17 protein-coding genes and 2 pseudogenes are annotated in these 24,648 nt (G+C 64.8%); 10 read left to right on the forward strand and 9 right to left on the reverse strand.

The features are described 5' to 3' along the window. Positions 1 to 153: 153 nt before the first annotated feature. Positions 154 to 1,650, forward strand: coding sequence for a stealth family protein (locus RJ1_RS13875; RefSeq protein WP_174694982.1), 1,497 nt, complete (start codon positions 154 to 156; stop codon positions 1,648 to 1,650). Here the strand turns inward: RJ1_RS13875 and ppk2 are convergent, their stop codons facing one another. Continuing rightward, positions 1,651 to 2,595 carry a polyphosphate kinase 2 gene (gene ppk2 / locus RJ1_RS13880; protein ID WP_073360732.1) on the reverse strand — a complete coding sequence of 315 codons (945 nt, stop codon included), beginning with the start codon at positions 2,593 to 2,595 and terminating at the stop codon, positions 1,651 to 1,653. It abuts the gene before it with no gap. Between the two features lie 56 nt (positions 2,596 to 2,651). On the opposite strand from ppk2, the gene RJ1_RS13885 reads away from it, so the two are divergent. Beyond that, positions 2,652 to 3,005 (forward strand): helix-turn-helix domain-containing protein, encoded by a 354-nt coding sequence (locus tag RJ1_RS13885; protein ID WP_073360734.1) that lies wholly within the window; start codon positions 2,652 to 2,654, stop codon positions 3,003 to 3,005. Here the strand turns inward: RJ1_RS13885 and RJ1_RS13890 are convergent, their stop codons facing one another. The 3 genes from RJ1_RS13890 to RJ1_RS13900 all read right to left on the reverse strand — a co-directional run bounded on the left by RJ1_RS13890 (position 3,006) and on the right by RJ1_RS13900 (position 5,404). Beyond that, the gene (locus tag RJ1_RS13890) at positions 3,006 to 3,935 is read right to left on the reverse strand and encodes a phosphodiesterase (RefSeq protein ID WP_073360735.1); all 930 of its coding nucleotides are present in this window, start codon (positions 3,933 to 3,935) and stop codon (positions 3,006 to 3,008) included. A gap of 132 nt (positions 3,936 to 4,067) precedes the next feature. Then, the gene (locus RJ1_RS13895) at positions 4,068 to 4,940 is read right to left on the reverse strand and encodes a slipin family protein (RefSeq protein ID WP_073360737.1); all 873 of its coding nucleotides are present in this window, start codon (positions 4,938 to 4,940) and stop codon (positions 4,068 to 4,070) included. Next, positions 4,937 to 5,404, reverse strand: coding sequence for an NfeD family protein (locus tag RJ1_RS13900; RefSeq protein ID WP_073360738.1), 468 nt, complete (start codon positions 5,402 to 5,404; stop codon positions 4,937 to 4,939). Before RJ1_RS13900 ends, RJ1_RS13895 begins: the two co-directional genes overlap by 4 nt. Before the next feature lie 138 nt (positions 5,405 to 5,542). Here RJ1_RS13900 and RJ1_RS13905 point away from each other — a divergent pair, with 138 nt between their 5' ends. From RJ1_RS13905 to RJ1_RS13920, 3 genes are all read left to right on the forward strand, one after another. Next, positions 5,543 to 6,352, forward strand: a complete 810-nt coding sequence (locus tag RJ1_RS13905; RefSeq protein WP_073360808.1) for a HugZ family pyridoxamine 5'-phosphate oxidase — start codon at positions 5,543 to 5,545, stop codon at positions 6,350 to 6,352. A gap of 1,287 nt (positions 6,353 to 7,639) precedes the next feature. Next, the gene (locus tag RJ1_RS13915) at positions 7,640 to 8,713 is read left to right on the forward strand and encodes a TIR domain-containing protein (RefSeq protein WP_240319748.1); all 1,074 of its coding nucleotides are present in this window, start codon (positions 7,640 to 7,642) and stop codon (positions 8,711 to 8,713) included. Positions 8,714 to 9,081: 368 nt separating this feature from the next. Next, positions 9,082 to 9,441 carry a nucleotide pyrophosphohydrolase gene (locus RJ1_RS13920; protein ID WP_073360740.1) on the forward strand — a complete coding sequence of 120 codons (360 nt, stop codon included), beginning with the start codon at positions 9,082 to 9,084 and terminating at the stop codon, positions 9,439 to 9,441. 794 nt (positions 9,442 to 10,235) lie between these two features. On the opposite strand, the gene RJ1_RS13925 is transcribed toward RJ1_RS13920, so the two are convergent. Continuing rightward, complete coding sequence (locus RJ1_RS13925) at positions 10,236 to 11,342, reverse strand: IS630 family transposase (protein ID WP_073360741.1); 1,107 nt, start codon at positions 11,340 to 11,342, stop codon at positions 10,236 to 10,238. Positions 11,343 to 11,491: 149 nt separating this feature from the next. Then, positions 11,492 to 12,619 (reverse strand): annotated as a pseudogene (locus tag RJ1_RS13930) (IS701 family transposase); the annotation flags it as partial. A gap of 522 nt (positions 12,620 to 13,141) precedes the next feature. Between RJ1_RS13930 and RJ1_RS13935 the strand changes: the two are divergent. From RJ1_RS13935 to RJ1_RS13945, 3 genes and pseudogenes are all read left to right on the forward strand, one after another. After that, positions 13,142 to 14,449, forward strand: a pseudogene (locus RJ1_RS13935) (DUF2075 domain-containing protein). 947 nt (positions 14,450 to 15,396) lie between these two features. After that, complete coding sequence (locus RJ1_RS13940) at positions 15,397 to 17,202, forward strand: zinc ribbon domain-containing protein (protein ID WP_073360744.1); 1,806 nt, start codon at positions 15,397 to 15,399, stop codon at positions 17,200 to 17,202. 355 nt (positions 17,203 to 17,557) lie between these two features. After that, complete coding sequence (locus RJ1_RS13945; RefSeq protein ID WP_240319750.1) at positions 17,558 to 18,121, forward strand: HNH endonuclease; 564 nt, start codon at positions 17,558 to 17,560, stop codon at positions 18,119 to 18,121. A 141-nt stretch (positions 18,122 to 18,262) separates the two neighbouring features. Here the strand turns inward: RJ1_RS13945 and RJ1_RS13950 are convergent, their stop codons facing one another. After that, positions 18,263 to 19,234: an HNH endonuclease gene (locus RJ1_RS13950; protein WP_255284881.1), complete on the reverse strand. Its 972-nt coding sequence runs from the start codon at positions 19,232 to 19,234 to the stop codon at positions 18,263 to 18,265. Between the two features lie 345 nt (positions 19,235 to 19,579). Here RJ1_RS13950 and RJ1_RS13955 point away from each other — a divergent pair, with 345 nt between their 5' ends. Together RJ1_RS13955 and RJ1_RS13960 are read left to right on the forward strand one after the other, a co-directional pair. Continuing rightward, positions 19,580 to 19,999, forward strand: a complete 420-nt coding sequence (locus RJ1_RS13955; protein WP_073360748.1) for a CoA-binding protein — start codon at positions 19,580 to 19,582, stop codon at positions 19,997 to 19,999. Between the two features lie 112 nt (positions 20,000 to 20,111). Next, positions 20,112 to 20,801 carry a TerD family protein gene (locus RJ1_RS13960; protein WP_073360750.1) on the forward strand — a complete coding sequence of 230 codons (690 nt, stop codon included), beginning with the start codon at positions 20,112 to 20,114 and terminating at the stop codon, positions 20,799 to 20,801. A 267-nt stretch (positions 20,802 to 21,068) separates the two neighbouring features. Here the strand turns inward: RJ1_RS13960 and RJ1_RS13965 are convergent, their stop codons facing one another. Continuing rightward, positions 21,069 to 23,132 carry a TerD family protein gene (locus tag RJ1_RS13965; RefSeq protein WP_073360811.1) on the reverse strand — a complete coding sequence of 688 codons (2,064 nt, stop codon included), beginning with the start codon at positions 23,130 to 23,132 and terminating at the stop codon, positions 21,069 to 21,071. Between the two features lie 495 nt (positions 23,133 to 23,627). Further along, positions 23,628 to 24,500 carry an LLM class F420-dependent oxidoreductase gene (locus RJ1_RS13970; protein ID WP_073360751.1) on the reverse strand — a complete coding sequence of 291 codons (873 nt, stop codon included), beginning with the start codon at positions 24,498 to 24,500 and terminating at the stop codon, positions 23,628 to 23,630. Between the last annotated feature and the right edge of the window lie 148 nt (positions 24,501 to 24,648).

The following is a 24,648-nucleotide window of genomic DNA, read 5'->3' on the forward strand; positions in this document are numbered from 1 at the left end:
CCGGGGCCTACACTGGCACTGATCGCACTCGCGACAGCCACCGAAAGGCCCGACATTACGCAATCCTCCGCTCCGCATGACGTCTACTTCGTACCCCCGGAGCAGGAGACCGCCGACGCGGTCGCGCACGCCTCCGCCGCCGCGGCGTCGAGATTGCGTGACCGCGCCGACGTGGTCCGGTTCAAGGGCCGGTTCGCTCTGCCGATCACGCACACCACGCCGCACGAGGCGATGGTCGAGGATCTGCTGTTCGTCCGCGACGTCCTCGACGGCGCCGGGATCGAGTACCTGCTGGTGCGGGGCAACGACGAGCGTCCGGTGATCGCGGTCAACTGGGCGCAGCGGAAGGCGTTGCGTGCGGCCCTGGTCGCCGCGTGTGAGGACCGTCCTTTCTACTCCAAGACCGTCGACGCCAAGGGCCCGGCCGTCCTCGTCTCCGACGGCAGCCTGTCCGCGACGTCGAAGGCCCGCATCTTCCGGCTGTTCCGTCCGCGCGTGCACCTGGCGAGCGGCCTGAGTTACGGGGCGTCGACGGGCGTGCAGATCGAGCTGTGGTCGATCAGCGACGACGAGATCGTGCTGCCGATGGAGAATTCGCTGACGCGGCGCGTGGTGCGCTCGGAGGAGGCGGTCCGCGGCACCGTCCAGCGGTTCGGCCGGGTGTGGCCCACCATCGAGAACATGTTCGCCGACCACGCGTCGGACATCAACTTCGACGTCGACCTGGTGTTCTCCTGGGTGGACGGATCTTCGGCGGAATTCCAGGCGCAGCGCGCGAAGCGGATGCAGAACTACGTGGTCGGCGAGGGTGACGATTCCGCCGCCCGGTTCCGGCAGATCGACGAACTCAAGTACGCGCTGCGCTCGGTGCACATGTATGCGCCGTGGATCCGGCGGATCTTCGTGGCCACCGACTCGGACCGTCCGGCGTGGCTCGCCGACGACCCACGGGTCACGTTCGTGCCCAGCGAGGAGTTCTTCGCCGACCCGTCGGTGCTACCCACCCACAACTCGCAGGCCGTGGAATGCCAGCTGCACCACATCCCCGATCTCGCCGAACACTTCCTGTATTCCAACGACGACATGTTCTTCGGCCGCTCGGTGGGCCCACAGATGTTCTTCTCCCCCGGCGGCATCACGATGTTCATCGAGGCGACCACCCGAATCGGGTTGGGACACAACGACGACGAACGCAGCGGCTTCGAGAACGCGGCCCGCGTCAACCGGCGACTGCTTCAGGACCGCTTCGGGCTGATGACCACCCGGCACCTCGAACACGCCGCCACCCCGCTCCGCAAGAGCGTGATGGAGGAGATGGAGAAGGAGTTCCCCGACGAGTTCGCCGCCACGGCCGCAAGCACTTTCCGGGCCAGCTCCAACATTTCGGTGACCAACTCGCTGTACCACTACTACGCGCTGATGAGTGGCCGCGCGGTGGTGCAGACGGCGGCGCGGGTGAAGTACGTCGACACCACCATGAAGTCGGGGCTGCGCGACATGGACTCGCTGCTCGCGAAACGGTCGATGGACTTCTTCTGTCTCAACGACGGCAGCGCACCGGAGATCGACCTGGAGTTGCGGACCAGGAAGGTGACGCAGTTCCTGGAGAACTACTTCCCGATCGCGGCGCCGTGGGAGACCGGGGCCTGATCAGACGGCGGGAATCGAATCGGCGGGGCGCTCGCCCTCGTCGTAGACCGTTGCGGGAGAACCGATGAGGAGCGAGTCGGGTTTACCGACGACGCGTTCGTCCTTGCCGGTGTAGTCGAATCGGTCGAGGATCCAGCGGATCGCCTCGAGGCGGGCGCGTTTCTTGTCGTTCGACTTCACGACCGTCCACGGCGCGTGCGGGGTGTCCGTGTAGAACAGCATTGCCTCTTTCGCCTCGGTGTAGGCGTCCCACTTGTCGAGGCTCGCGAGGTCGGTGGGTGAGAGCTTCCACTGCTTGACGGGGTCGGTGCTGCGGGACACGAACCGGGCGTGCTGCTCCTCGCGGCCCACCGAGAACCAGAACTTCACGATGTGGATGCCCGACTGCACGAGCATCCGCTCGAACTCGGGCGCCGACCGGGTGAACTCGAGGTACTCGTTGGGGGTGCAGTAGCCCATGACGCGTTCGACGCCTGCCCGGTTGTACCAGGAGCGGTCCATCATCACGATCTCCCCGCCCGCCGGCAGGTGCTGCACGTACCGCTGGAAGTACCACTGGGTGCGTTCGCGTTCGGTGGGCTTCTCCAGCGCCACCACCCGCGCGCCACGAGGGTTGAGGTGTTCGGTGAACCGCTTGATCGCGCCACCCTTGCCGGCCGCGTCGCGGCCCTCGAAGAGGATGACGACCTTCTCGCCGTTCTCCTTGACCCACGCCTGGAACTTGAGGAGTTCGATCTGCAGCTTCCGCTTCCGGTTCTCGTACTGCCGGCGCGTCATCTTCGTGTCGTACGGGTATCCGTGCCGCCAGGGCTCGTCCGTCTCGTCGACCGCGTGTTTGCGGCCGGACTTGCGCAGCAGCTCGCCGATCTCGTCGATCTCCGGCGTCACGTCGATCTGGTCGGCGCGCGCGAGTTCGAAGGCTTCGGGATTGTGCAACTCGTCCATCTGAAAAGGCTACCGCTCCGCGGCCTCGCCCGGCAGACTCATGAGATCGTGGACCCATGAGCATCGACCACATCGTTCCCGCGCTCGACCCGACGGTCGCGGCCGAGCTCGGGGCGGCCCTCGCGGCGTCCCCGGCCGTCACGGTCGAGGGTGTGAACGTTCCCGATCCCGCGCGTGCGGCGGTGCTCGAACTGCTCACGCTCCTCGCCGACGGGCAGAGTGTGGCACTCGGTGCGGTCGCGGACCTGCTCACCACGTCGCAGGCCGCGGAGATCCTCGGCGTCTCCGACACCTACGTGCGCCGGCTCGCCGACACGGACGCGCTTCCCCTCGAGATGCGCGGCACCCATCGCCGGTTCCGGCTCTCCGACGTCATGGCCTACCGGGAGAAGTTTCCCCGCAGGGGCTGATCAGACCCGGACGGGCTTCACAATCTGCTCACCGGCGTCCGGGATCCGCACGCCCTCGGCCGCGAGCCGCTTCTCGGTTTCTTCGGCGGTGACGTATTCGCCGACGGTGTCGTAGCTGCCCATCGGGACCACCGAATGGACGATCGTCTCCTGGTACACGTGCACGAGGTTGTAGCCCTGGGCGCCGTCGCGTCCGCGCAGCGCGCCGGCCGGGACGTTGAGGTCCTGGGTGTAGCAGGTGGCCGACGCGACGGAAACGGGAATGCCGGCGAACGTCGCCGTCGTCGAGTAGTGCAGGTGTCCTGCGAGGATCGACCGGACGTCGCTGCCGCGGAGCACGTCGGCGAGGCGCGGCTGGTCCCGCAGTTCCACCAGCACCGCCAGGTCCAGGACGCACGGCACCGGCGGATGATGCAGCGCCAGGATGGATCCGTGCGGGGCCGGAACCGCGAGCTGCTGTGCGAGCCAGATCAATTGGCTCTCGGAGATCTCGCCGTGGTGATGTCCGGGGACCGTCGTGTCGAGGGTGATGATGCGCAGCCCGTCGACGTCGTAGACGTGGTCGATCGGCTCGTACGACGGCTCCTGCCCGAGCAGTTCCGTCCGGAAGTGGCCGCGGTCGTCGTGGTTGCCCATCGCCCAGATCACCGTCGCGCCCAGCGACGCCGCTACCGGTTCGACGATCTCCCGCAGCTTCTCGTACGCCCCCGGCTGTCCCTTGTCGGTCAGGTCTCCGGTGAACACCAGCGCGTCCGGGCGGGAGTGCGACGCCTCGATCTCGGTGAAGATCTGCCGCAGCGTGGCCTCGCTGTCGACGGCCCCGTACAGCAGGTCGTCGTCGACGAGATGGGTGTCGCTGAGGTGCAGCACGAAATGCGACGGTCGCGGATACTCGGCCGTCCGCATGTCGGCTGCCTCTGTGCCGCTCATCGGTCTCTCGCTTCCGCTCGCCCGACGGGCAGGGGCCCGGGTGGACGCCTGCTGCTTGCCCACCCTAGCCAAGCGCACTCCGGTCACCTCCCGGGGCACGTGCGGTGGCCGGACGGTGAACGGCAGCGCACGTCAGTTGCGTGCGTGGTGCGGTGTGCGCGTCTCCGGGCCCGCGGGCGGGATCATCGCGGCGAGATTGGCCTGAGCCTCGAACCGGGCGCGCTCGTCGCCGTCGTCCGTCGCTGCCGCATCCTTGGCCGCGGCGAGGAACGGGCGGACCAGGTCGAGCGGCATCGGGAACACGACGGTGGAGTTGTTCTCGGCGCCGATCGCGCTCAGTGTCTGCAGGTACCGCAACTGCAGGGTCGTCGGGTTGCGGCTGATGACGTCGGCGGCCTCTGCGAGTTTGGCGGACGCCTGGAATTCGGCTTCGGCGTTGATGATCTTGGCGCGACGCTCCCGTTCGGCCTCGGCCTGCCGGGCGATGGCCCGCTGCATGTTGGTGGGGATCTCGACGTCCTTGATCTCGACGGTGGTGACCTTGACGCCCCACGGTTCGGTCTGCTGATCGATGACCTTCTGCAGGTCTTCGTTGAGGCGTTCCCGCTCGCCGAGGAGGGAGTCGAGGTCGGCCTTGCCGAGGATCGAGCGCAGGGTTGTCTGGGCGATCTGCAGGGTGGCGGCCAGGAAGTCCTCGACCTCGACGATCGCCTTATCGGCATCGACCACCCGGAAGTAGGCGACGGCGGTGACCTTGGCCGGCACGTTGTCGTGCGTGATCACTTCCTGGACGGGGATCTTCAGGGTCACCGTCCGCAGGCTGACCCGTTCCATCCGGTCGATCGCGGGGATCAGCAGCACCAGCCCCGGGCCTTTCAGGTCGATCAGCCGGCCGAGCCGGAACACGACGGCCCGCTCGTACTCGCGGAGCACCCGGATCGAGCTGCTCGCCAGGACGGCGAGGAGGGTGATGACGACGCACAGGATGACGATGATGGTGGTCATAGTTGCAGCTCCCAGGGTTCGCGGCGGCGCACGGTGAGGGTGAGTCCGCGGATCTGCTCGACGATGACGGAATCGCCCGCGGTGGGTGTCTCGTCGTCCCCGAACAGGGTCTGCGCCCGCCAGAGGCTTCCGGCGGCCTCGACCTGACCTTGCCGGCCTTTCCAGTTGCGGACGGTGGCGTCGGATCCGATGAGGGATTGCATCCCGGTGCGCACGGGCGCGTGCCCGGCGGCGAGTGCCTTCCGGCCGCCCACCACGGCGAGACCCACGCCGACCACCGCGACTCCCGCGGCCGCCGGGATGGCGATCATCTGCGCGGTGTCGCTGGACGTGAACAGCAGCCACACACCCGCGCCGACGAACAGGGCCCCGATCCCGCCGAGCACACCCGCGGTCGGTGCGTGTGCCTCGACGACGATCAACAGCACACCCAGCACCAGCGCCAGCACACCCAACGCGGTCATCTCGCATCACCCACGATCATGCTTCGCGAGGACCCGGTCGCATCGCATAGCCACTTGGCGATCGAGCCCTCAGTTCAACGGTAAGCGCAGGTGGGCGGCAATGCCACCGCCAATTCCTGGCGGCGTACCGTTCAGCGAATGACGAACACAGATCATGGAGATCCCGGCGACGCCCCGACCGTCCCGCCACCGTTGGAGGAGGTCGCCAACCCCGCCCGCCCGTCCGCCGCCGAGGAGGCCCGGACGGTCGCGGCTACGACGAACGTAGGCACCCTCGCTAGCCTGACCAGGGAGGGCGACCCGTGGGCGTCGTTCGTCACCTACGGTCTGCTCGACGGCTCGCCCGTGCTGTGTGTGTCGCAGATGGCCGAGCACGGCCGCAACCTCGCGCACGATCCCCGCGCCAGCATCGCGATCGTCGCGCCGAACCCGCCCTCCGATCCGCTGGCCAGCACCCGCATCACCCTCGCCGGGTACGTCTACCGCCCGGAAGGCGACGAACTCGCCGCCGCCCGGGAGGCGCACCTGGCGGCCGTCCCGGCGGCGCACGTCTACATCGACTTCAGCGACTTCTCGCTCTGGGTGCTGCGGGTGCAGCGTGTGCGGTGGGTCGGCGGCTACGGGCGAATGGACTCGGCGAGCGAAGAGTCCTACGCCGCTGCCACCGCGGACCCCGTCACCCCGCATGCCGGCCCGGCGATCGAGCACCTCAACGCCGACCACGCCGACGCCCTGCGTGCCATGGCCCAGGCGCTCGGCGGCTTCCCCGACGCGAGCGCCGCCACCTGCGAGGGCGCCGACCGCTACGGACTGGACCTGCGCGTCACCACCCCCCGCGGCGTGGCCGTGACCCGGGTCGGATACGCAGAGCCACTCGACTCCGCCGACCAGTTGCGTACGGCGACAGTCGCTTTGACACAACAGGCCCGGGCGCTGACCGGCCGTTGAACCCACCCCCGCGGCGACTGGGGTGATCTCTCCAGTCGCCGCGGGACGGCCTTCCCAGGTGGTGATCGGATCCTTGCCTGTGGTCAATACCGCCGACGGCACCCTCGGTCCCCGGGAATCGGGCCACAACCTGGCGGCGTCGACATCACGGACTGCGTGTCCCTACCGGCGCACGTCGGGGCCGATCTCGCCGGGATGAAACGGCGCGCGCTCCACTCGACGAAAAAATGCCCTGTCTGTGTGGGCTACGCGACGCTCAAGTCCCCCACAGGAGCCACACAGTCCACTCGCACCGACGGCGCTCTCGGACCCAGTGCGTCGATCGCTGAAGATTCTGTGCTCAAGTCATTTTCGACCGATCCAGCGTCAGATATGCGATCAATCGAATCGGATCCGCGCATCCGGTCGCCACGGCCAGATCGAAGTATAGACCACCACGTTCGGATCAATAGCGTCCGCAATTCCGGGGCGTTGTTCGTCGTCGTGCATGACCAACCACGGGCGCATGGGGTCGCGATCCGGGTCGGTGAGGGCCTCGTAGACGAAACGCAGCGGCGGTGGCTGCGTGCGTCGCCGACTCGCGATTTCGGGCACACGACCCCTATCGCCGCTCGTTGGTAACTGACGGCGTATCGCCATCCGCAGTCAGCCAGGACTCCCACAGGTGCACGAGACGAGAAGACACCTACGCGGGTTCGGAGACGATCGCGTTGAGTTTGTCGAAGTGGTCGTCTGTCATGGTGCGCCACAGTCTTTTCGCGATCTGCCGTTTGAGGCGGCGTTGATCCGGATCGAGCCGAGGTCCTATTGCTGGTGGAGTCGACCGCGGTCGCGGTGTGGGTGGGCTTGTGCGGGTCGATGCCGATCACGATCACCGTGGTGTGCCTCTTTCCGTGCTGGTGGACGGGGTATTCGTGGCCAGCATTCCGACTTTCGGTCACCGCGGGTGAACGTTCCTGTGTTGAGCCAGGCCGCGAACGGAGACCGCGGGAAGAGCAGAACCCTCCGTGAGCCAACCCTCCGGCCGGTCGGGTGGCAGGAAGCGACCTTGAGCCAGTCCCACGTTCTCCCACTGCACATTACGAACCCGTCGGTTCGAACACGAGACCGCCCCGCCATACAAGTCGGAAGCCGGGCCGGGGCATCAATCAGGTATGTGACACTTCGCGATACATTCGGGCGACGGATACCGACCGACTAGTTTGTCTGGTTCGATTCGCCGCATGGCGACAAGTGAACAGCCTGCAGGATTCTGGAGCTACGTCCACGCCGACAACGATGCGGAGCATGGACGGATTCTCCGACTGTGCGAGCGAATTGAGGCGGAGTACTCCCTCATCACAGGCAACGAAATCCACATGTTCGTGGACAGAGACGACATCTCATGGGGTGCCCGCCCGATGGCGAGACACCATCGACGATGCACTCGCCGCGACCACCTTCTTCATTCCGATCGTCACCGCCCGGTATCTCAAGAGGCCCGAGTGCAGGCGCGAACTGATTCAGTTCGCACAGCACGCCGAAAGGCGTGGGGTCAAGGAACTGTTGCTTCCGATCCTGTACACAGTGGTCCAGAACCTGAAGGAAGATTCCGACGATGAGGTGAACGCCATCATCGCCTCAACGCAGTACGAGGACTGGACCGCGCTTCGACTGCAAGACGAGCAGAGCCCGCTCTACCGAGCGGCCGTCAACAAGCTCGCCCTCCGACTCGCCGAAATCGCGGACACAATCTCCGAGCGGCCGGAAGTGCTGGCCGCCGCCGCTGACGACGCGACACTCACAGAGGAAGTCGGCGATGACGCACCCGGCCTTCTCGACGACATGGCCGAGGTTGAGGTGCTGTTTCCCACATGGACGAAGACCATCGAGACGCTGTCCTCGGAAATTACAGAAATCGGCGCCGTCTTCACCGACTATGCACCGAAGCTTGAAACCGCCGGACGGTCCACAGGGGCCGCGGCCAAGTTGGCCGTCGCCCGACGACTGGCAAGCGAACTGGACCCAATGGCTGATCGCATCCTCGACACCGCCACGGAGTACGCCGATCAGGCGCTCCGGATGGATAGCGCGATCTCCGGAATCCTGCTCAACATCGCCGACGATTTCTCGAACGTGAGAGACGACAGCGAGTTCGAGACATTCACCGCAGGAATTCGAGGCCTTCGGGATGGCGGCGAGAAGGCAGTCAAGGGCTTGGACGGCATGAACGATAGCGCCCAGCGCGTCGCTTCCATGAGTCGAGATCTGAGGAAGCCTCTCGCGAAGATCTCACGGGCGCTCCAGCGCTTCATGGACGGCCAGGGCCTGTTCGATGACTGGGTTCGGCGGATCGACGACATCGAAGACGAGCGAGGATAGGCAGCGAGTCGTTAAACGAGGAGTGGTTTCGCCCCGGCCGACACTCCGCGGCGAAACCTTACTTGGGCGCGGCAAATGACAGATCGGTCCCCTTAAGGTTTTTTGGGTTTCGTAATCCACGATGCGAGCATGTTCGACTCGACCCCGTGATCCGGTGACCAAACAGGATGTTCCAGCAAGCACCTTCGATCAAGATGACTTCATCTGGCTTGAGGGGCCGCGAGACTCCTCAGATTGGGAAGGACAGGGTCGAACACCATTATCGTTTTGTCGAACCGACCCTGCCGGCATAGAACCACACGACACCGCGCATCGGGGAGGTTCCGCGTCTTCACAATCCAGCCCGATGTGCGTGATAAGAATTCGACATGGGAATAAAAGATCTCCAGTCACTGGTGTCGAACTTCTCCGAACGCCGAGACTGGTCCCAATTCCACACCCCGAAGAACCTTGCAATGGCGCTCAGCGGCGAAGTCGGCGAGCTCACCGAGATCTTTCAGTGGCTGACTCCCCAGCAAAGCGAAGCAGTCGGTCATAATGCGAAGACGCGTGCGCATGTCGAGGAAGAGGTCGCCGATGTCTTCATCTACCTGCTGCGGCTGGCTGAGGTCTTAGACGTCGACCTCGCCGAGGTCGTGAGGAAAAAGGTCGAGCTGAACGACAAGAAGTACCCAGAAGAGGAGTCGCGGGGCAAGACCACGAAGTACACAGAGTTGGAGGGAAGCTGATGTCGCTCGCCGTGCTGCAGCCTACTGGCAGCGAGAAGTCGCAGAGGCACTACCAAGACACGGTCGCGACTCGGTGTCACTCGCCGATTGCGTCCGGGCCGCGGCACCGACCACTGCCGACTGGCAGTAGCCAACAAGGTCGGTGATGCGGGCGCGAGCGATGGTGCTGCCGAACTGGTCACCGCCAAACGTCCCAACCGTGACAGCGGACCCGGCGTCGGTAATCGCATGAAGCATCGGTCTTATCGCACCTGACCACAGAATGTGTGAGGCACAACCGCGCGGGTGAAGCGGAAGGTGCCGCCGCGGTTGGAGGCGCTGATCCTCGGCGTCGGCGACCTCGCGGCCAGTCATGGAATGAGATGTCCATGGTGACCTGGATCCGAGACCGAAAAGGACTCTTCGTCCGAACGTGGCGTGCTGGCGACCAATTGGTGGAAGCTGCCACGGCTTGGACATCGCGGGCCATTCGGCTGGAACGGCACACCGCTGCACGAGCAGAGTGCGCAACTCAGCTAATCTGTGTGTTGCGGCCCGACGGACTTCCGCTGTGATTCACAGCCACGGACATGCCCCCACCCGCACGAATTGATTCGTGCTGTCCGGGAGACCCCACTGTGACCTTGCTTCGTACCTCTGCCGACAGAATCGTCGGCATGGCTCATCCCGAGTCCTTGGCTGAACAGCTTCTTGAACAGATGCTGTTTCGAACCGGTCGCCGGGCGAGCGACGCAGAGCAGAAGTCCTGGAGTCGCAGTCTCCCAGTTCTGGCCCGCGACTTAAGCGATGCAGGGCTAGTGTCCTGAGTCGTTGTTCAGTTGATTAATCCGCGTGCAGTAGTTGGCGAGGTTGTCCAGGATTTCGTCTGCGGTTTTGGTCCACACGAAGGGTTTTGGGTCGTCGTTCCATGCGTCGATCCAGGCTTGGACGTCGGTCTCGAGTTCTTTCACGCTGCGGTGGGTGGATCGGCGGAGTTTGCGGTTGGTCAGCTCGCCGAACCAGCGTTCGACGAGGTTCAACCAGGAACCGCTGGTCGGGGTGAAATGCAGATGGAACCGCGGGTGGGCGGCCAGCCAGGTCTTGATCGCCGGGGTCTTGTGGGTGGCGTAGTTGTCGCAGATCAGGTGCAGGTCCAGCTCGGCGGGGGTGTTCTTGTCGATGGTCTTGAGGAACCGGAGGAACTCCTGGTGGCGGTGTCGTCGCTGGTGCTGGCCGATGACCTTGCCGGTGGCGATGTCGAGGGCGGCGAAAAGGCTTGTGGTGCCGTGGCGGATGTAGTCGTGGGTCTTGCGGCCCGGCGCGCCGGGCATCATCGGCAGCATCGGGGCGGTGCGGTCCAACGCCTGCATTTGCGATTTCTCGTCCACGCACAGCACCAGTGCCTTGTCGGGCGGGGCGAGGTAGAGGCCGACGATGTCGCGAACCTTCTCGATGAACTGTGGATCGGTGGACAACTTCCAGGTGTCCACCAGATGCGGCTTGAGGCCGAAAGCGCGCCAGATGCGGGAAATCGCGGTCTGGGACATGCCGGTGGTGCGGGCCATCGACCGGGTCGACCAGTGCGTGTCCCCGTTCGCCGGCGTCTCCTCCAGGGTCTTGACGATCACCGTCTCGACCTGCTCGTCGGTGATCGTGCGAGCCGCACCCGGCCGCGGCTCGTCCGCCAGGCCCGCCAGTCGATCCTTGACGAACCGGGCCCGCCACTTGGACACCGTCTGGGGCCAGATTCCAAGCCTCGCAGCGACATCCTTGTTCGTCACGCCCTCCGCGCACGCCAGCACGATCTTCGCCCGCAGCGCCAACGCCTGCGACGTCTTCGCGCGTCGAGCCCAACCCAGCAGCGTGTCACGCTCGACATCGGACAGAACCAATTCCGCCTTCGGGCGACCAGAAAGTGCCATTACCCGATGCTACCAACCATATTCAACGGATCAATAACTCAGGACACTAGTAGTACTTTGTTATGTCGGGAAGGTGTGGTGGCACAGTGGGCAGGTACCGATCCAACGGGCAAGTGCGCGTTGGAGTTCGCGCACGATGCCGTACAGGGTCAGTCCTGCCCAGTCGCTTTTGGGTCGGTGAGGCGGAGGGTGGTGATGAACAGGTGAGCGGCGGTGACCAGGGTGGCGTGGTGGTGCCAGCCCAGCCAGGAACGGCCCTCGAAATGGTCCAGTCCGAGTCCGGTTTTCAGTTCCCGGTAGTCGTGCTCGATGCGCCAGCGGATCTTGGCGAGGCGCACCAGCTCGGGCAGCGGGGTGTCCTCGGGGAGGGTGGAGAGCCAGTAGTCGGTGGGCTCGTCGGCGCCGGTGGGCCACTCGGCGAGCAACCAGACCTCGGGAAGGGCGCCGTCCTCGGCGCGGGGAATGTCCCGGTTCGCGGGGCGGACCCGCAGCGCGGCGAAGCGCGAGCGCATCGCCGCGGTCGGATTGGCCGGGTCGGCCTTGCTGCCGCGCCGCCAGGTCACGGTCCGCAGGGCCTTACGTCCGGCCGCCAGGACCAGGTCCCTGCAGCTCGCGGCCGGGCCCGGATAGCGCGGGGCCGGTGGGCGCCCTTGGCCGCTGTAGGGCGGCGCCTCGGGGACCGCGTCGCCGGGATAGGCGCTGGTGGCGCCCTTGACGGCGACGACGTAGTCGATGCCGCGTTCGGTCAGCGCGAGCCGGAAGGCGGTGGCGTCGCCGTAGCCGGCGTCCGCCACCGCCGCCGGCGGAATGCGACCCCACTCGATCAGCTCGTCGATCATCTCGATCGCCATCTCCCACTTGGTGCGGTGATGCTCGGTGTCGGGGATCGCGGACCGCTTCCGGCGGGCGGTGATCGCCGCGATCGCGTCGGGGTCGGTGGTGGACCGGTCGTCCCAGCTCTCGGGCAGGAACAGGCGCCAGCCCAACGGCGCCGAGGCCGCATCGGAAGCGGCGTGCACGCTGACCGCGATCTGGCAGTTGCCGACCTTGCCGAGGGTGCCCGAGTACTGCCGGGCCACGCCCGGGGAGCGATCACCGTCCTTGGTGAACCCGGTGTCGTCGATGACCCAGGCATCCGGGGCGATCAGATCACAAGCCCTGCGCGACAAGGTTTTCCGCACCGGCGCCACGTCCCACTTCGAGGTGGTCACGAACTGCTGCAACCGCTGATGATCCACCTGCAGCCGCTGCGCCATCGGCTGCATCGACTTGCGCCTGGAGAAAGACGTTCGCAACTGGGTCAAGACCTGGAACGACGACCCGAAGCCGTTCGTCTGGCACAAGACCGCCGAGGAGATCCTCGATTCCCTCGCCAAATATATCTCACGAATTTCTGACGCGGGACACTAGGCAGCGTAGAGATGCTCGTCGAATACCATCTCCCACTGACTTCGCAGCGGGCCGATGTCGTCCTCGCCGGCACTCACTCGAGAACGGGTGAGCCGTCGTATGTGGTCGTCGAACTCAAACAGTGGTCAGCGGCACACCGCTACGAAGACAGCGTGGAACTCGTCGACGTCCCAGGCATACCTGGCGGGCCGAAGCTGCACCCCGTTGCTCAGGTGAAGGGCTACTGCGACTATCTCTCCGACTTCGCAAAAGCACTCGCCGATCAGCCCGATGCGCTCGCAGGAATCGCGTACCTTCACAACGCCACTGATCCCGGCGCAGTCGCCGATCTACGAGCCTTCCCTGTAAGTGCGACCGCACGACTGTATACAGCCGCGGACCGGGGCGACATGGTCACATTCCTCAAGACGCGTTTGTCCGCCACGACGGGCCACACGGCGGGCGACACTCTTATCCGCTCCGCGGTTGCTCCCTCCCAACAACTCCTCAAAGTTGCAGCCGCCGAAGTCCGCGACCGACCACAGTTCCACCTACTCGGCGAGCAACAGCTCGCGGTCGACCTGGTGCTGCATTCCGTCGAGCGGGCGCGCGCCAACGACGGCAAACGCATCATCATCGTCACAGGCGGGCCGGGCAGCGGCAAGAGTGTGATCGCATTGTCTCTCGTCGGCGAGCTCGCCCGACGCGGGCCGAACCGTCTTGCACGCAAACGGATCTCGATCATTCACGCAGACGCTCCGTAAGGTCGCGGGCGCACGTTCCCCGCGAGTGCAGAAGATGTTCAAGTACTTCAACCAGTTCATGACCGCAGAGCGCAACGGGCTCGACGTGCTCGTTCTCGACGAGGCACACCGCATCCGCGAAACGTCCGTTGACCGGTACACCAAGGCAGAACTGCGAACCGACCGTCCTCAGATCGACGAGCTGATCGCCGCCGCTCGCGTACCGGTGTTTCTCCTGGATGAGCATCAGGTGGTTCGTCCCGGTGAAATGGGCTCGCTCGAACAGATCCAGCGTCACGCCACGACCATCGGCCTCGTGACACAGCACGTACACCTCGGCGAACAGTTTCGCTGCGGTGTTAGTGAGGAGTACGTACTTGGGTCAAGCGCCTACTCGGGCTAGTCGAGGGTGGGCCGTACGAGTGGAGGGGTGATCCGCAGTTCGCGGTTCGCGTTGCCGATACACCGCAAGAACTAGAGCATCTCCTCTCGCAGCAGCAAGAGTGCGGCTACACCGCCCGAATGACAGCCGGCTATTGCTGGCCGTGGAGCGACGCCAACAAGGACGGTTCGCTACCCGCAAATGTCCAGATCGGTAACTGGTCACGGCCCTGGAACAGTAAGAGCGACAGACGTGTCGGAGACGCACCATCAGCACCATTGTGGGCCACCGAGGACGGTGGCTTCGACCAGGTCGGATGCGTCTATACCGCCCAAGGATTTGAATACGACTGGAATGGCGTCATCCTCGGGCCCGATCTCGTGTGGCGCGACGGCCAGTTCACAACTATTCGCTCCGCTAATCGAGATCCCGATATGCGAAATTCGAAAAGAGTCGGCGATGCCCGGTTCAACAAATTGGTGCGCAATGTTTACAAGGTGCTCCTTACCCGCGGGATGGTAGGCACTGTCATCTACTCGGCAGACGAAGAGACACGCGACGCTCTGCACGCGCTGGTGAACAAATCCAACTGAGACACAGCACTACCAAAGACAACACTGCACACGAGCACGGCCCGACAGGCTTTCAACTGTTGCCGATATATCTAACACTAATTAATAGGTTCTGACACTGTCTGCCGGTGTGAATTGGTGAGGCCGCGGAATACTTGTTATGTCGGTGGTTGGGGTGTGCAAGGCGGCATGGGAGGGCCGGTGACCTTCTCGGCGCACCGGTTTCGGGTCACCGAATCTTTGACCGCCCGGACCTCGGCTCCTACCTGGGCAGGCCCGGATGGGAGTGTGCGGGAGCGACGCCGGAGAGGGTGGAGGCAGTGTATTGCCGGGTGTGGGGTTCGAGAGGACAACAGCGTCGTTGGCCAATCAGGAAAAGATGTTGCGGGAGAGCGCTACTGGTGAGGTGCATCGGGGGTCTGCATGGATCACGGTTCGAGTCGGCGGGGCAGCGGGCGGAGTGGGCCGGATGCTCGACCACGCGGCCGAGGGTCGGTAGACGGTGGTGCGGGTGGTGTGGCGAGATCGGTTGGCCCTGGTTCGCCGGTGGGCTGGTTCGGGGCTGCTTGTCGGTGGTCGGCGTTACAGTCGAGGTCTTACGAGACAGGGGTGACACATCGCTGGTGGGAGGGTTGATTGATGACGTCAGGGTGGTGCCGGCATCGTTGTCCTGCCGGTTCTCTCAGCTGCGGTCGATACATCATCACCACAGGCTTCGGGGCGACGCCGCCGCACGGTTGGGAATGGGGTCACCGGGGGGCATCGGCGGACGATCTCTCCGGTGGAGAGCTGTCGGCCTTGCGGGTTGTGAGAGTTGATCCCGGCGATCACAGCACCTGGCCGCTCCACACCTCCGGATGCGACAGCATCCGCAAAACCTTCGGAATTGGTTGCTGCGGCCGCGACTACTGCCGTCAGCTGGGCGAGACCCGGTTCGTTCGACTGCCCTTCGTTCCTGGTCGACCAGCATGACCGGGCCGGGATCGACCGCGCCGCGGCAGTTCGCGTTCACCACCCGCGCCCACATGGCGGTCGATGACGCGACCGGGGAGCCGATCGGCCTCGACGACGTCGACACCCGGGTGGGGTGGCTGCTCGACCTGATCACCGCGGCCGGCGCCGAGTTGGTGTCACGGCTGTGGCAGCCGGCGACGTTCGATGTCCTCGCCGCCGGCCGCGACCGCCAGGACCGCAGGCTGCCCGCACAGGGTCACGTTGCCGCGGCCCGCCTCGGCTGGACACCGATCTACCCGGACGGCGTCTATGTGCCGTCGCGGGTCACGCGGGTGGTGACGGCGCAGGTGATGGCCACCCTGCGGACCCTGGCATACCGGGACACCGCGATCACGGCACTCTCGGCCCGATTCGACCCGGACACCGGGGTTGTGGCGCCGCCGACCGAACATAGCGACTATGTGCCGTCGGGCTTCCTCCGGGGCGTGCGACGTCAGCTCGCCGCACGCTCACGCAGGGACGGCGGGGCACCGGCCGTCCCGTTGCGGATCACCGAAATACAGGGACCACCCCGGATGGCGGCAATGGCCCGAATCTCCTCCGCCGACCGGCAACTCGCGCAGATCACCATGGCAGACCGTGAGCTGGTGTTGACGGTGAAGCTGCCGACCTGCCCCGCCCCGGCGGGGCGGGCGCAGTGGCGCAGTGTCCGGCTCACCGCGACCATCCCCGAGCACCTGCACGGCCGGACGATCACCGACTGGCACCTACCGACCCTGGTCCTCGACCACCGGGGCCTGCTCTGGCGGTGCGCTGCCACCGAACTCGTCCCCGCAGCCGACCTGGAATCGACCACCATGGCGATGGGGGTCGATTGGTCCCCGACCACTCTGGGTGCCGCCGCCATCGTGGCAGAGGGTTCCGGCGGGTTGTCCTCGGATTACCGGGGCTGGACCTACGACGACCGCGGCCTCGGGATCAAACTGGCGCGCCTGCAAGCCGAGGGGCAGCTGCTGCACGCCAAGGCGGCCCGGTTGACGCAACTGTCCGCCACCGCCCCACCCGAGGTCCGCGCCGAGCTGGAGGCGAAGATCGCCGTCCTCGACGCCCACCGCGAGGCGGTAGGCGCCAAGAGAGGCAAGGTCAACCGGGAACTCGCGTTCCACTTCGCCCGCCAGGCCACCGACTACGCCACCGCCGCGGGCGCACAGGTGATCGCGGTCGAGGATCTCACCACCCTCGAGACCCGCGGACACGGACGGGTCAACAACAACCGGGCCGCGCAGTCCGCCCGCCGCCAAGCGGTCGCCGCCCTGGCCCACACCGCCGCAGGGGTCGGAATCACAGTGGTCTCGGTGCCCGCCCGAGGATCCTCCGCACAATGTCCGGGCTGCGACGAACCCCTCTCCCGACCCGGCGGCTACCACACCGCGTGGTGTTCACGCTGCCGGGTCGGCGGCAACCGCGACCACGTCGCCGGGGTGAACCTGGCCAAACGCGCACTGCTCGGCAGAAACAAGCCCACCCGTAGGCGGGGGCAGACGCCCGCGATCCGGGTCGCCGAACATGCACCGGTGCGCCGGTGCCGCGACAAGAACGGTCCCACCCCGAGCAGACCACGGCACCGCCGGGTCCGCCACAGCCTCCCTGACGTGACACAGCGGTTGGGGGTGAATCCGAAACAGCATGTTCCTGCACCACAAGCGTCGGTGTGGGACACGGTCAAACCCACACCACCGCACGGTAATGCGGGTAGCCGTGACACACGTCTATCTCCCACGCCCGCCACACAAGTGGCAGACAGTATGAGATGTACGTAGACGCTTCCGCTTCAGGACATGCCTCTACCCGGTGCGATACGGGATAGGCGCATGAGCGTTGACTGCATGGGCACTGGTCATATCGAAGGACTTCCCAGATCACTGGGACTTGGCGCAGAAAGATGGTTTTTGGGATACGCGGCCGCGCACCAAGATCGAACCGGCCGATGACATCTCCTTCTGGATGGCGGGTACGGGTCTCATCGGATGCGCACGAGCGACCTCCGCAACGTTCGAATTGACCTCGTCCCATCCACCTGCTCACTGGCATGACGTGGCAACCGGAGGATACCGGTGGCGCTTTACATTGGAGTCGCAGAGCTCAGCACCGGTGCGACAGCCACGATGGAAGGAGATGGCCGCGGCTACCGGAATCACGGTGCCGGCGAGCAATGGTCGCATCGAGGTGAAGGACCCGAAGGGACGGGCGTATTTGCGCGGTTTGTTCGAAAAGGAGCCCGATTTCGATCAGGCTTTTTCGGACGGCCTCGCTGCCTATGCACCCGGTGACGATCTACGCAAACGTGCGCAGAGAGACATCGCAGTACGTCAAGGACAGGGGCAATTTCGCAACTCCCTGATTGATTCTTACGACAGCACCTGTGCAGTTACTGGATCAACGGTTCTCGCCGTATTGGAGGCGGCACACATCGACCGCTACTACGGGGTCCACACAAATCACGTGACCAACGGCCTATTACTTCGCGCCGATATTCACACGCTGTTCGACCTCCAACGCATAACCATCGACCAGGACGTGCGGATACGGGTCGGACCTGACCTCATTCACACCGAGTACGGAAGTCACGAGGGCAAGCCCTTGAGGCTGCCCGAGAACCCGAGCCATCACCCGGACCGCGACGCTCTACGCCGACATTGGGAGAGTTGCGATTGGGCTAACATTTCGCAGAGTTCGTAGCCCCTACGTCCCGAACGCGGCCGTGGAAACGGATGCTGTCTGGACCTCGGGCCAGACAGCATCCCATTCGCTTCAACTAGGCCCGCCGGCGTACTCGAACGCTCGAACATGCATCCGAAGAAATTCGCGCCGATGGACGGGCTACCCCGCCGATCGGAACTTGTCGTAGCTCGCCTCAAGCAGTTCCCGGTCTGGCCGCTCGGCCCGCACAGATGGAATTACCATGAGCTTCTGACCATGTCGTTCCTTCAACCCATATTCGAGCATCGGTCCGTCAATCTCGATGAGCAGGTCCTGTCGAATTTCAACCACAAGGTCCGGCCGAATGCCCAGAATGCGGGCATCGAAGGCTGCATGGTGAATCTTGCACATTGCCAGACCATTTCGGACAGAAGCGATACCCCCTTCATCGGTATCTGGGACAATGTGCGCCGCGTCCAGAAGTTGGCTATGCCCGAGCGCGCACACCGCGCAGCGGGTGTCGTACGCGCGCATCACAGTGGACCGGAAGACAGGCTGATGCAATCGTCGCTTGGTCTCCGCCACGATGTATCGGCGGAGATGCTCCTCCACAGGCGATTCTGTCCGGTGCAAATCACGCGCGACTTCCGTTGCGACAACGAATTGGTGCTGCTCAGCTTCTTCAGCGACAATGGATACAGGGTAGATGGGCTGAAAGCGGCTCGGACCCACGCCATAGAACCAGATGAGCGGGGCCTTCAGCTCCATTGCCGCACGAAGACCCCGGTTGTCCATGTTCTCGGGATCCTTCCCCGACCATTTGTAGCGAAGGAGCCCATCTGCACCGACAGTATCCTCGTACGGTCGTTCTTCACCAGCGCGACGGTACGTGGTGCTAATCGACAGTGCGGAGGAGAGCTGGCGTGGCTTGCGAATGCCGCGAGTGGGATCCATCAATCGAAACATCTCGCCGTCGATAGTGAAGTCGAGCAGTTCCTGTCTGCTGATCGAATCGAGACCGTCATTTGTGCGGACTGCTAGAAATCGCATCGCCTCGCTACGCAGACGTGTATCAAAATCCGGTGCGACGTCGGTACCCTGAGAAATATCCGCCATTAACTGTTCCTCCACGTACTCAGCCTTCCCGCCCAACAGACCGACAGTAGCGGACTGTTAGGACAAGTATCGATCCTGACTAAACGCCGCGAGCGGATCTCGGCGATCGGGCGTCCATCACGCGAAACGCAGCGAGCGTCGGGATGGTTCCTTGTAATCACATAGAGGCGTATGAGGGTCGCGGGATGTCTGCGACTGACTCCGCTTGAAGTGCTTAAAACAACTTGAACTCGACCTGCCGGATTCGCTGTCGCGTATCGCCGGTGTGCACCCAGCGAGGCCATCCCGATTCTCTCGGACGCGTTCGACCGCTCAGATTCACGGGAAGTCGGATGGCATTCCGATATCTCTGCGAAGCATCCGAGTAGTAGTTTTGCGCCTATGAGCACTCCATGGCAGAACCCCGACGCCGTGTCGTCGATACTTGACGACTTGGACACCTGGGCGATCGTCGGACTCTCCGGTAATCCCGACCGGACGGCGTACCGGATCGCGGAGCTGTTGCAGCGCCGGGGGAAACGAATCGTCCCGATCCATCCTGATGCGCCGACGGTGCTCGGCGAGCAGGGTTACGCCACCCTCGCGGACGTCCCATTCACCATCGACGTCGTCGACGTCTTCCGCAAATCCGAGGCCGCCGGGGAGTTCGCCGACCAGGCAGTCGAGGTAGGCGCGAAAGGCGTCTGGTTCCAATTGGGCGTGATCGACGAGGCTGCCTTCCAGCGAACGACCGCGACGGGCGTCGCCATGGTGATGGACACCTGCCCGGCGATCGAGTGGGGTGCGCGGGATTCAGGGTGACCGTGGCCGGCTGAAGTGCGTCGCGCACGACTGCGGCTACTCTGGACCGAAATCGTGCAAATCGGACAACGGTCGGACACGACCCGGTCAGTCAATCGGAAGGTTCTCCCCTGTGGCAATCGACTACACCCGCCGCCCGTCCACTCCTGCAGTACCGCAGGGTGGGGTCAATCTGAGCAAGGTGACCTTGTCGAAGGCTGCGCCGTCGGTCAGCCTCACAAAGTCAGGTGAGCGGCAGGGTGCGATGCGGGTCAACCTCAACTGGTCGACGGGCGCGACACCGCAGTCGAAGAAGGCTGGCTTCTTTGCGAAGCTCGCGGCCGCCGCGGGCGGCAACAACGGCATCGACCTGGACCTCGGCTGCCTCTACGAACTCGCCGACGGGTCGAAGGGCGTGGTCCAGGCACTCGGCAACACGTTCGGTTCGCTCCAGGACCCGCCGTTCATCAAGCTCGACGCCGACGACCGCACCGGCACGGTCACCGGCGGCGAGAACATGCATATCAACCTCGACCGACCGGAGATGTTCAAGCGCATCCTCATCTTCGCGATGATCTACGACGGTGCCCCCAACTGGGCGGCCGTGGATGGTGTTGTCACCCTCTACCCCACCAGCGGTCCCGAGGTGGAGGTTCGACTCGACTCGTCGAACAGCTCCGCTCGCATCTGCGCCATCGCGATGCTGAACAACACCGGACAGGGCATCACCGTCACGCGCGAGGTGAAGTACGTCGAAGGTAGCCAAGCAGATCTCGACAAGACCTACGGCTGGGGCATGAAGTGGGCGGCGGGCCGCAAGTAGCGGCGGTTGCGGCAGCGAACGGCGCCGGGCGTAGGGCCTCACAAAGTGAGCCCGCACGCGAACTCGTACCCATTGTCGCTGTGGCGACTGCAGTTTCGTCACCTTCAGTCGCCGCCTCCTAACCTTCCACGCGCTAGGTCTGGGATCGAGGACGCCTCTTGCGCAGGTCGCAGCCTCCTGCAATCGACGCATTGGGCTTCCGCAGGTCGCCCACTCATAGTCGGTGCAATGGTGGACGTGGTCGGGTAGCCGACGCGTTCAGATCCGTTAGTCGCCTTCGGCTTCGGCGGTGTCGGTTCTCGGTTGTTCGGTCTGCTTCGGTGCGGCGGGCACCCATTCCCGTAGTTGTTGCACCACGGTCCCGTAGAAGGCTTCGGTCGACGACGTCACGCTGGTGATGAAACTCGCGGCGGTACCCGACCGCCGGCCGCCCATCGGGAAAGACTGCTCGAGGGAGAAGGAGACGATCTCCCCGGCCCGGCCGTCGGTGAGTACCTTCGGATCCGCTCGCACCGCATCGAGATGCTCGCACGCTTCGTTGCCTCGCTCGGAGTACACCGCTTCGACCTGTACATCCCCGGGTACGTCCTTGAGTTGCCTGAGCAGCCACGACAGCCGACGACCCGACGTTCCCTCGTTCGGCGCTTCCACGCTGGTGCGGCAGCGGATCTTGTTGGTCCGCACATCCGCGATCACCCCCAAATCCCCGGCCGTCTCCGGGATCCGCAGCACCGCCTCGAACACCCCATCCGTCGCCAATCTTTCCGCTACCGCCGCATTCCGAGCAGCCGGGTCGCTGCCGTGGCGGCGGGGCAGGATGTGCTTGACGGTGACACCGAGCTCAGCGGTCAACCGCAACGCGAGATGACGTGAGAGCGACACCCAGGTGTCCGCCACGGCGACAGCCTTCTGGTCCCCAGCGCGCAGGGTGCCTGCGGTGACCGCGTCGCGGACGGTCACCCAGTGCCGGCCCATGTCGACGAACTCGGCCGCCCCCGAGCGCGGATGATCGAGGTAGCGCAGGAACTCGGCGAGAATCCAGGCCTGCAGATCGTCGTCGATCCCGCCGTGCGAGAGCAACATCCGCGCCTCATGACCCACCTCCGCCCACGACAAATGGCGAAGCGCGACCTTGGCGAGCTTGCGGCGGTCGACCTCCACCGGGAGCTCACCGGCGGAGGCGGGGACGTCGTTCGACAGGCTGACCACCACGTCGTACTTATTCTTCCGCGCCACGTCGAGGTAGTTCTCGAGCTGCTCCTTCTTGAGCTTGCCGTTGCCGGTCTTGACTTCGAGCAGACCGGTCCACAACCGGCTGCCGCGGGAGACCTTCAGCACGGCGTCGGGGATCACCTTCGTCTCACCCCGCTCGTACGCCACCTCCACATATCCTTCGAAGGCACCGGCCGGGGCCCCCATCCGGGCGCACACCGCGCGTGCGAAGGGGCGCACCGCCTGCATGGTGGCGATCAACGCCGAGGTTGCCCTACGTTCCTGTTCCTCCCCGGTTCCGACGCCGATGACCGAGAACAACCGCGCCGGCTGCCAGGTGTCGTGTTCGGCGAGTACGAATTCGACTGGCTTCGACTTCTTCACGATTCGTTTGGCGGTGCGGACGCCCCGGGTTTTCGCCTTCGCCGGTGCCGCCGGTGCCGCCGGTGCCGCCGGTGCGGCGGGTGTGGTGGGCAGTTCGGGCACCAGCTGCGTGGCGTCGCCAGCGGAGCCGTGCGCCACCGCTTCGGCGGATTCGCCATGGTCGGATGAGTCATCAGGGGTGGCGGCGAGTTCGGGATCCGTGTCGTTATCGATGTCGACACCGAAATCCGTGGCCAAACCCGCCAGCCCGGACTCCCAGCCCTGCCCCACCGCCCGGACCTTCCACTCACCGTTGCGGCGGTACACCTCACCGAACACGAACGCCGACTCGGTTGTGGCATCGGCGGTGACGTACTCGGCAAGGGTGTGCCCGGCCCCGTCGACGACGCGTAGAGCGAGCTTCCCGAGATCCCCGAAGCTACCGGACCCGATGCTGCCGGCCAACGCCACGGTGTGCACGTCCTCCGGCACGGCGGACAGGTCGATTGCAATCCTCGCCTGCGCGCCTTCCTCGGTACCGCTCGTGCCCAGGAACCGGATCGACCCGTCCGACGACTCCGGTTGGTTGTAGAACACGAAATCCGCATCCGAGCGGACCTTCCCATCCGCGTTCAACAACAGTGCGGACGCATCGACCTCGACGTCCGACTCGGTCCACCCGAGCACCACGTCGACTTGCTCCACATCAGCAGGCAGCGACAGATTCTGCCCTTTGGACAACATCGGAAACTCCACCAGAACCACCCTCGTTCGATCCGGAACCGCACCAACCCTGCGCGTCCGGACAGCCGCTGAGCCGACTACCGACGTCCGTCGCACCAACTGCGCATACTAATCGGTTCGTTTCACCCATGGACAACGTCCGGCAAACTACACGTCGCCGTCGGTGCCACACGGTGTCAGCGTGTCGATTCAGCCCAGCCGACCACTGTCATCTACGTGAATGACACTGTTGACCAGTAGAAGTGAGTGCTGAACCGGGACGCTTCGACAACCTCGCGGTCGGACTCGCAGCAACCCGGCCGGGCCCCGCGCTGAGGAGATCCGCCCGCGGTGGCTATCACGCGGCCGCGCGGTCGACAACATTCCGACGAGGACGCTGGTGACGACCCGATGCCGACGTCATCCAATCCCCCCGCCACACCCACCCGCGGCCTGCCTCAGCGTCACCAGAACCCGCTTCTCAGGACGGATCATTCAGACGATCCGGTCAGTGACCGAGCGGTCGAATCACCAGTCCGCGATCACCGGAACGACGCGCTCGCCCAAGATCTCGAGGGGCGTGATCGACGCGACCTGAGGCACCCATCCGTGAACGTGGGTGATGCCCAGCTTCGACAAGTCCTCGAGCTGACCCAGAAGGCTGTCGACGTTCTGTCCGCCCGCACCCGGGTCGAGCGGGAACATCACGGTCTTCTCGATGGCGTCGTAGTCGGTTCCGAGTGCGTCGCAGTGCCCCTTCAACACCTCCAGCTTGTGCGCGACCTCCGGTCCACCGAACAGGTTGCAGGCCTGCGCGTATTGCGCGACCATCCGAAGCGTCTTCTTCTCACCCGCACCGCCGATCAGAATAGGCGGGTGTGGGCGCCGTAGCGGCTGCGGCACGTTCATCGTGCGGCCGAGCTGGTAGTGCTTTCCTTCGAACGGTCCGTCGTTCTCGCTCCACATCTGCAGGCAGATCTGCAGTGTTTCCTCCAGTCGTTCGAAGCGTTCGGCCGTGGGCGGGAAGTGGAGCCCGAGTCCCACACTCTCGGCCGCGTTCCAGGCGGCGCCGATTCCCAGGTACGCACGACCCTGGGACAGGACGTCGAGCGTGGTCACGGCCTTGGCGAGGAGGCCCGGCTCGCGGTAGACCGCGGCGGTGACCCAGGCCAGCAAGTCCATCTTCTTCGTGACGGCAGCGAGGTAACCGAGAGTGGTGTAGGCCTCGAGCATCTCGGTGTCGATCGGTCCCACCGGTTCGATCTGCCAGAGATGATCCATGACGCTGATCTTGGTGAAACCCACGTCCTCGGCGGTCACGGCAATGCGGCGCAAGTCGTTCGCGAGGGTCGACGGGCCATCGGGAAAGGTGAAGTCGGCGATGTGCAGTCCAAGTTCCATAGCTCCACGTTAGATGTGTTGCCGACAACTACCCAGGGATCGTCAGTACCACCCTGGACTCCCCCACGGCCTGGTGGACGGACATCGGCACGCGCAGCAACGTCTCGCACCCAGTCGGTACGAGCCAGCACGAGGTGTGCGGATCATC

The sequence above is a fragment of the Rhodococcus jostii NBRC 16295 genome (assembly GCF_001894825.1).
Taxonomy (GTDB): Bacteria; Actinomycetota; Actinomycetes; order Mycobacteriales; family Mycobacteriaceae; genus Rhodococcus_F; species Rhodococcus_F jostii.

What these genes read in the sequence shown, in the direction of transcription:
- RJ1_RS13885 (WP_073360734.1), top strand. Translation starts at nt 2,652, where the DNA reads ATGAGCATCGACCACATCGTTCCCGCGCTCGACCCGACGGTCGCGGCC.
- RJ1_RS13970 (WP_073360751.1), bottom strand. Translation starts at nt 24,500, where the DNA reads ATGGAACTTGGACTGCACATCGCCGACTTCACCTTTCCCGATGGCCCG.
- RJ1_RS13955 (WP_073360748.1), top strand. Translation starts at nt 19,580, where the DNA reads ATGAGCACTCCATGGCAGAACCCCGACGCCGTGTCGTCGATACTTGAC.
- RJ1_RS13905 (WP_073360808.1), top strand. Translation starts at nt 5,543, where the DNA reads ATGACGAACACAGATCATGGAGATCCCGGCGACGCCCCGACCGTCCCG.
- RJ1_RS13915 (WP_240319748.1), top strand. Translation starts at nt 7,640, where the DNA reads ATGGACGGATTCTCCGACTGTGCGAGCGAATTGAGGCGGAGTACTCCC.
- RJ1_RS13895 (WP_073360737.1), bottom strand. Translation starts at nt 4,940, where the DNA reads ATGACCACCATCATCGTCATCCTGTGCGTCGTCATCACCCTCCTCGCC.
- ppk2 (WP_073360732.1), bottom strand. Translation starts at nt 2,595, where the DNA reads ATGGACGAGTTGCACAATCCCGAAGCCTTCGAACTCGCGCGCGCCGAC.
- RJ1_RS13890 (WP_073360735.1), bottom strand. Translation starts at nt 3,935, where the DNA reads ATGAGCGGCACAGAGGCAGCCGACATGCGGACGGCCGAGTATCCGCGA.
- RJ1_RS13900 (WP_073360738.1), bottom strand. Translation starts at nt 5,404, where the DNA reads ATGACCGCGTTGGGTGTGCTGGCGCTGGTGCTGGGTGTGCTGTTGATC.
- RJ1_RS13940 (WP_073360744.1), top strand. Translation starts at nt 15,397, where the DNA reads ATGACCGGGCCGGGATCGACCGCGCCGCGGCAGTTCGCGTTCACCACC.
- RJ1_RS13920 (WP_073360740.1), top strand. Translation starts at nt 9,082, where the DNA reads ATGGGAATAAAAGATCTCCAGTCACTGGTGTCGAACTTCTCCGAACGC.
- RJ1_RS13945 (WP_240319750.1), top strand. Translation starts at nt 17,558, where the DNA reads ATGGCCGCGGCTACCGGAATCACGGTGCCGGCGAGCAATGGTCGCATC.
- RJ1_RS13925 (WP_073360741.1), bottom strand. Translation starts at nt 11,342, where the DNA reads ATGGCACTTTCTGGTCGCCCGAAGGCGGAATTGGTTCTGTCCGATGTC.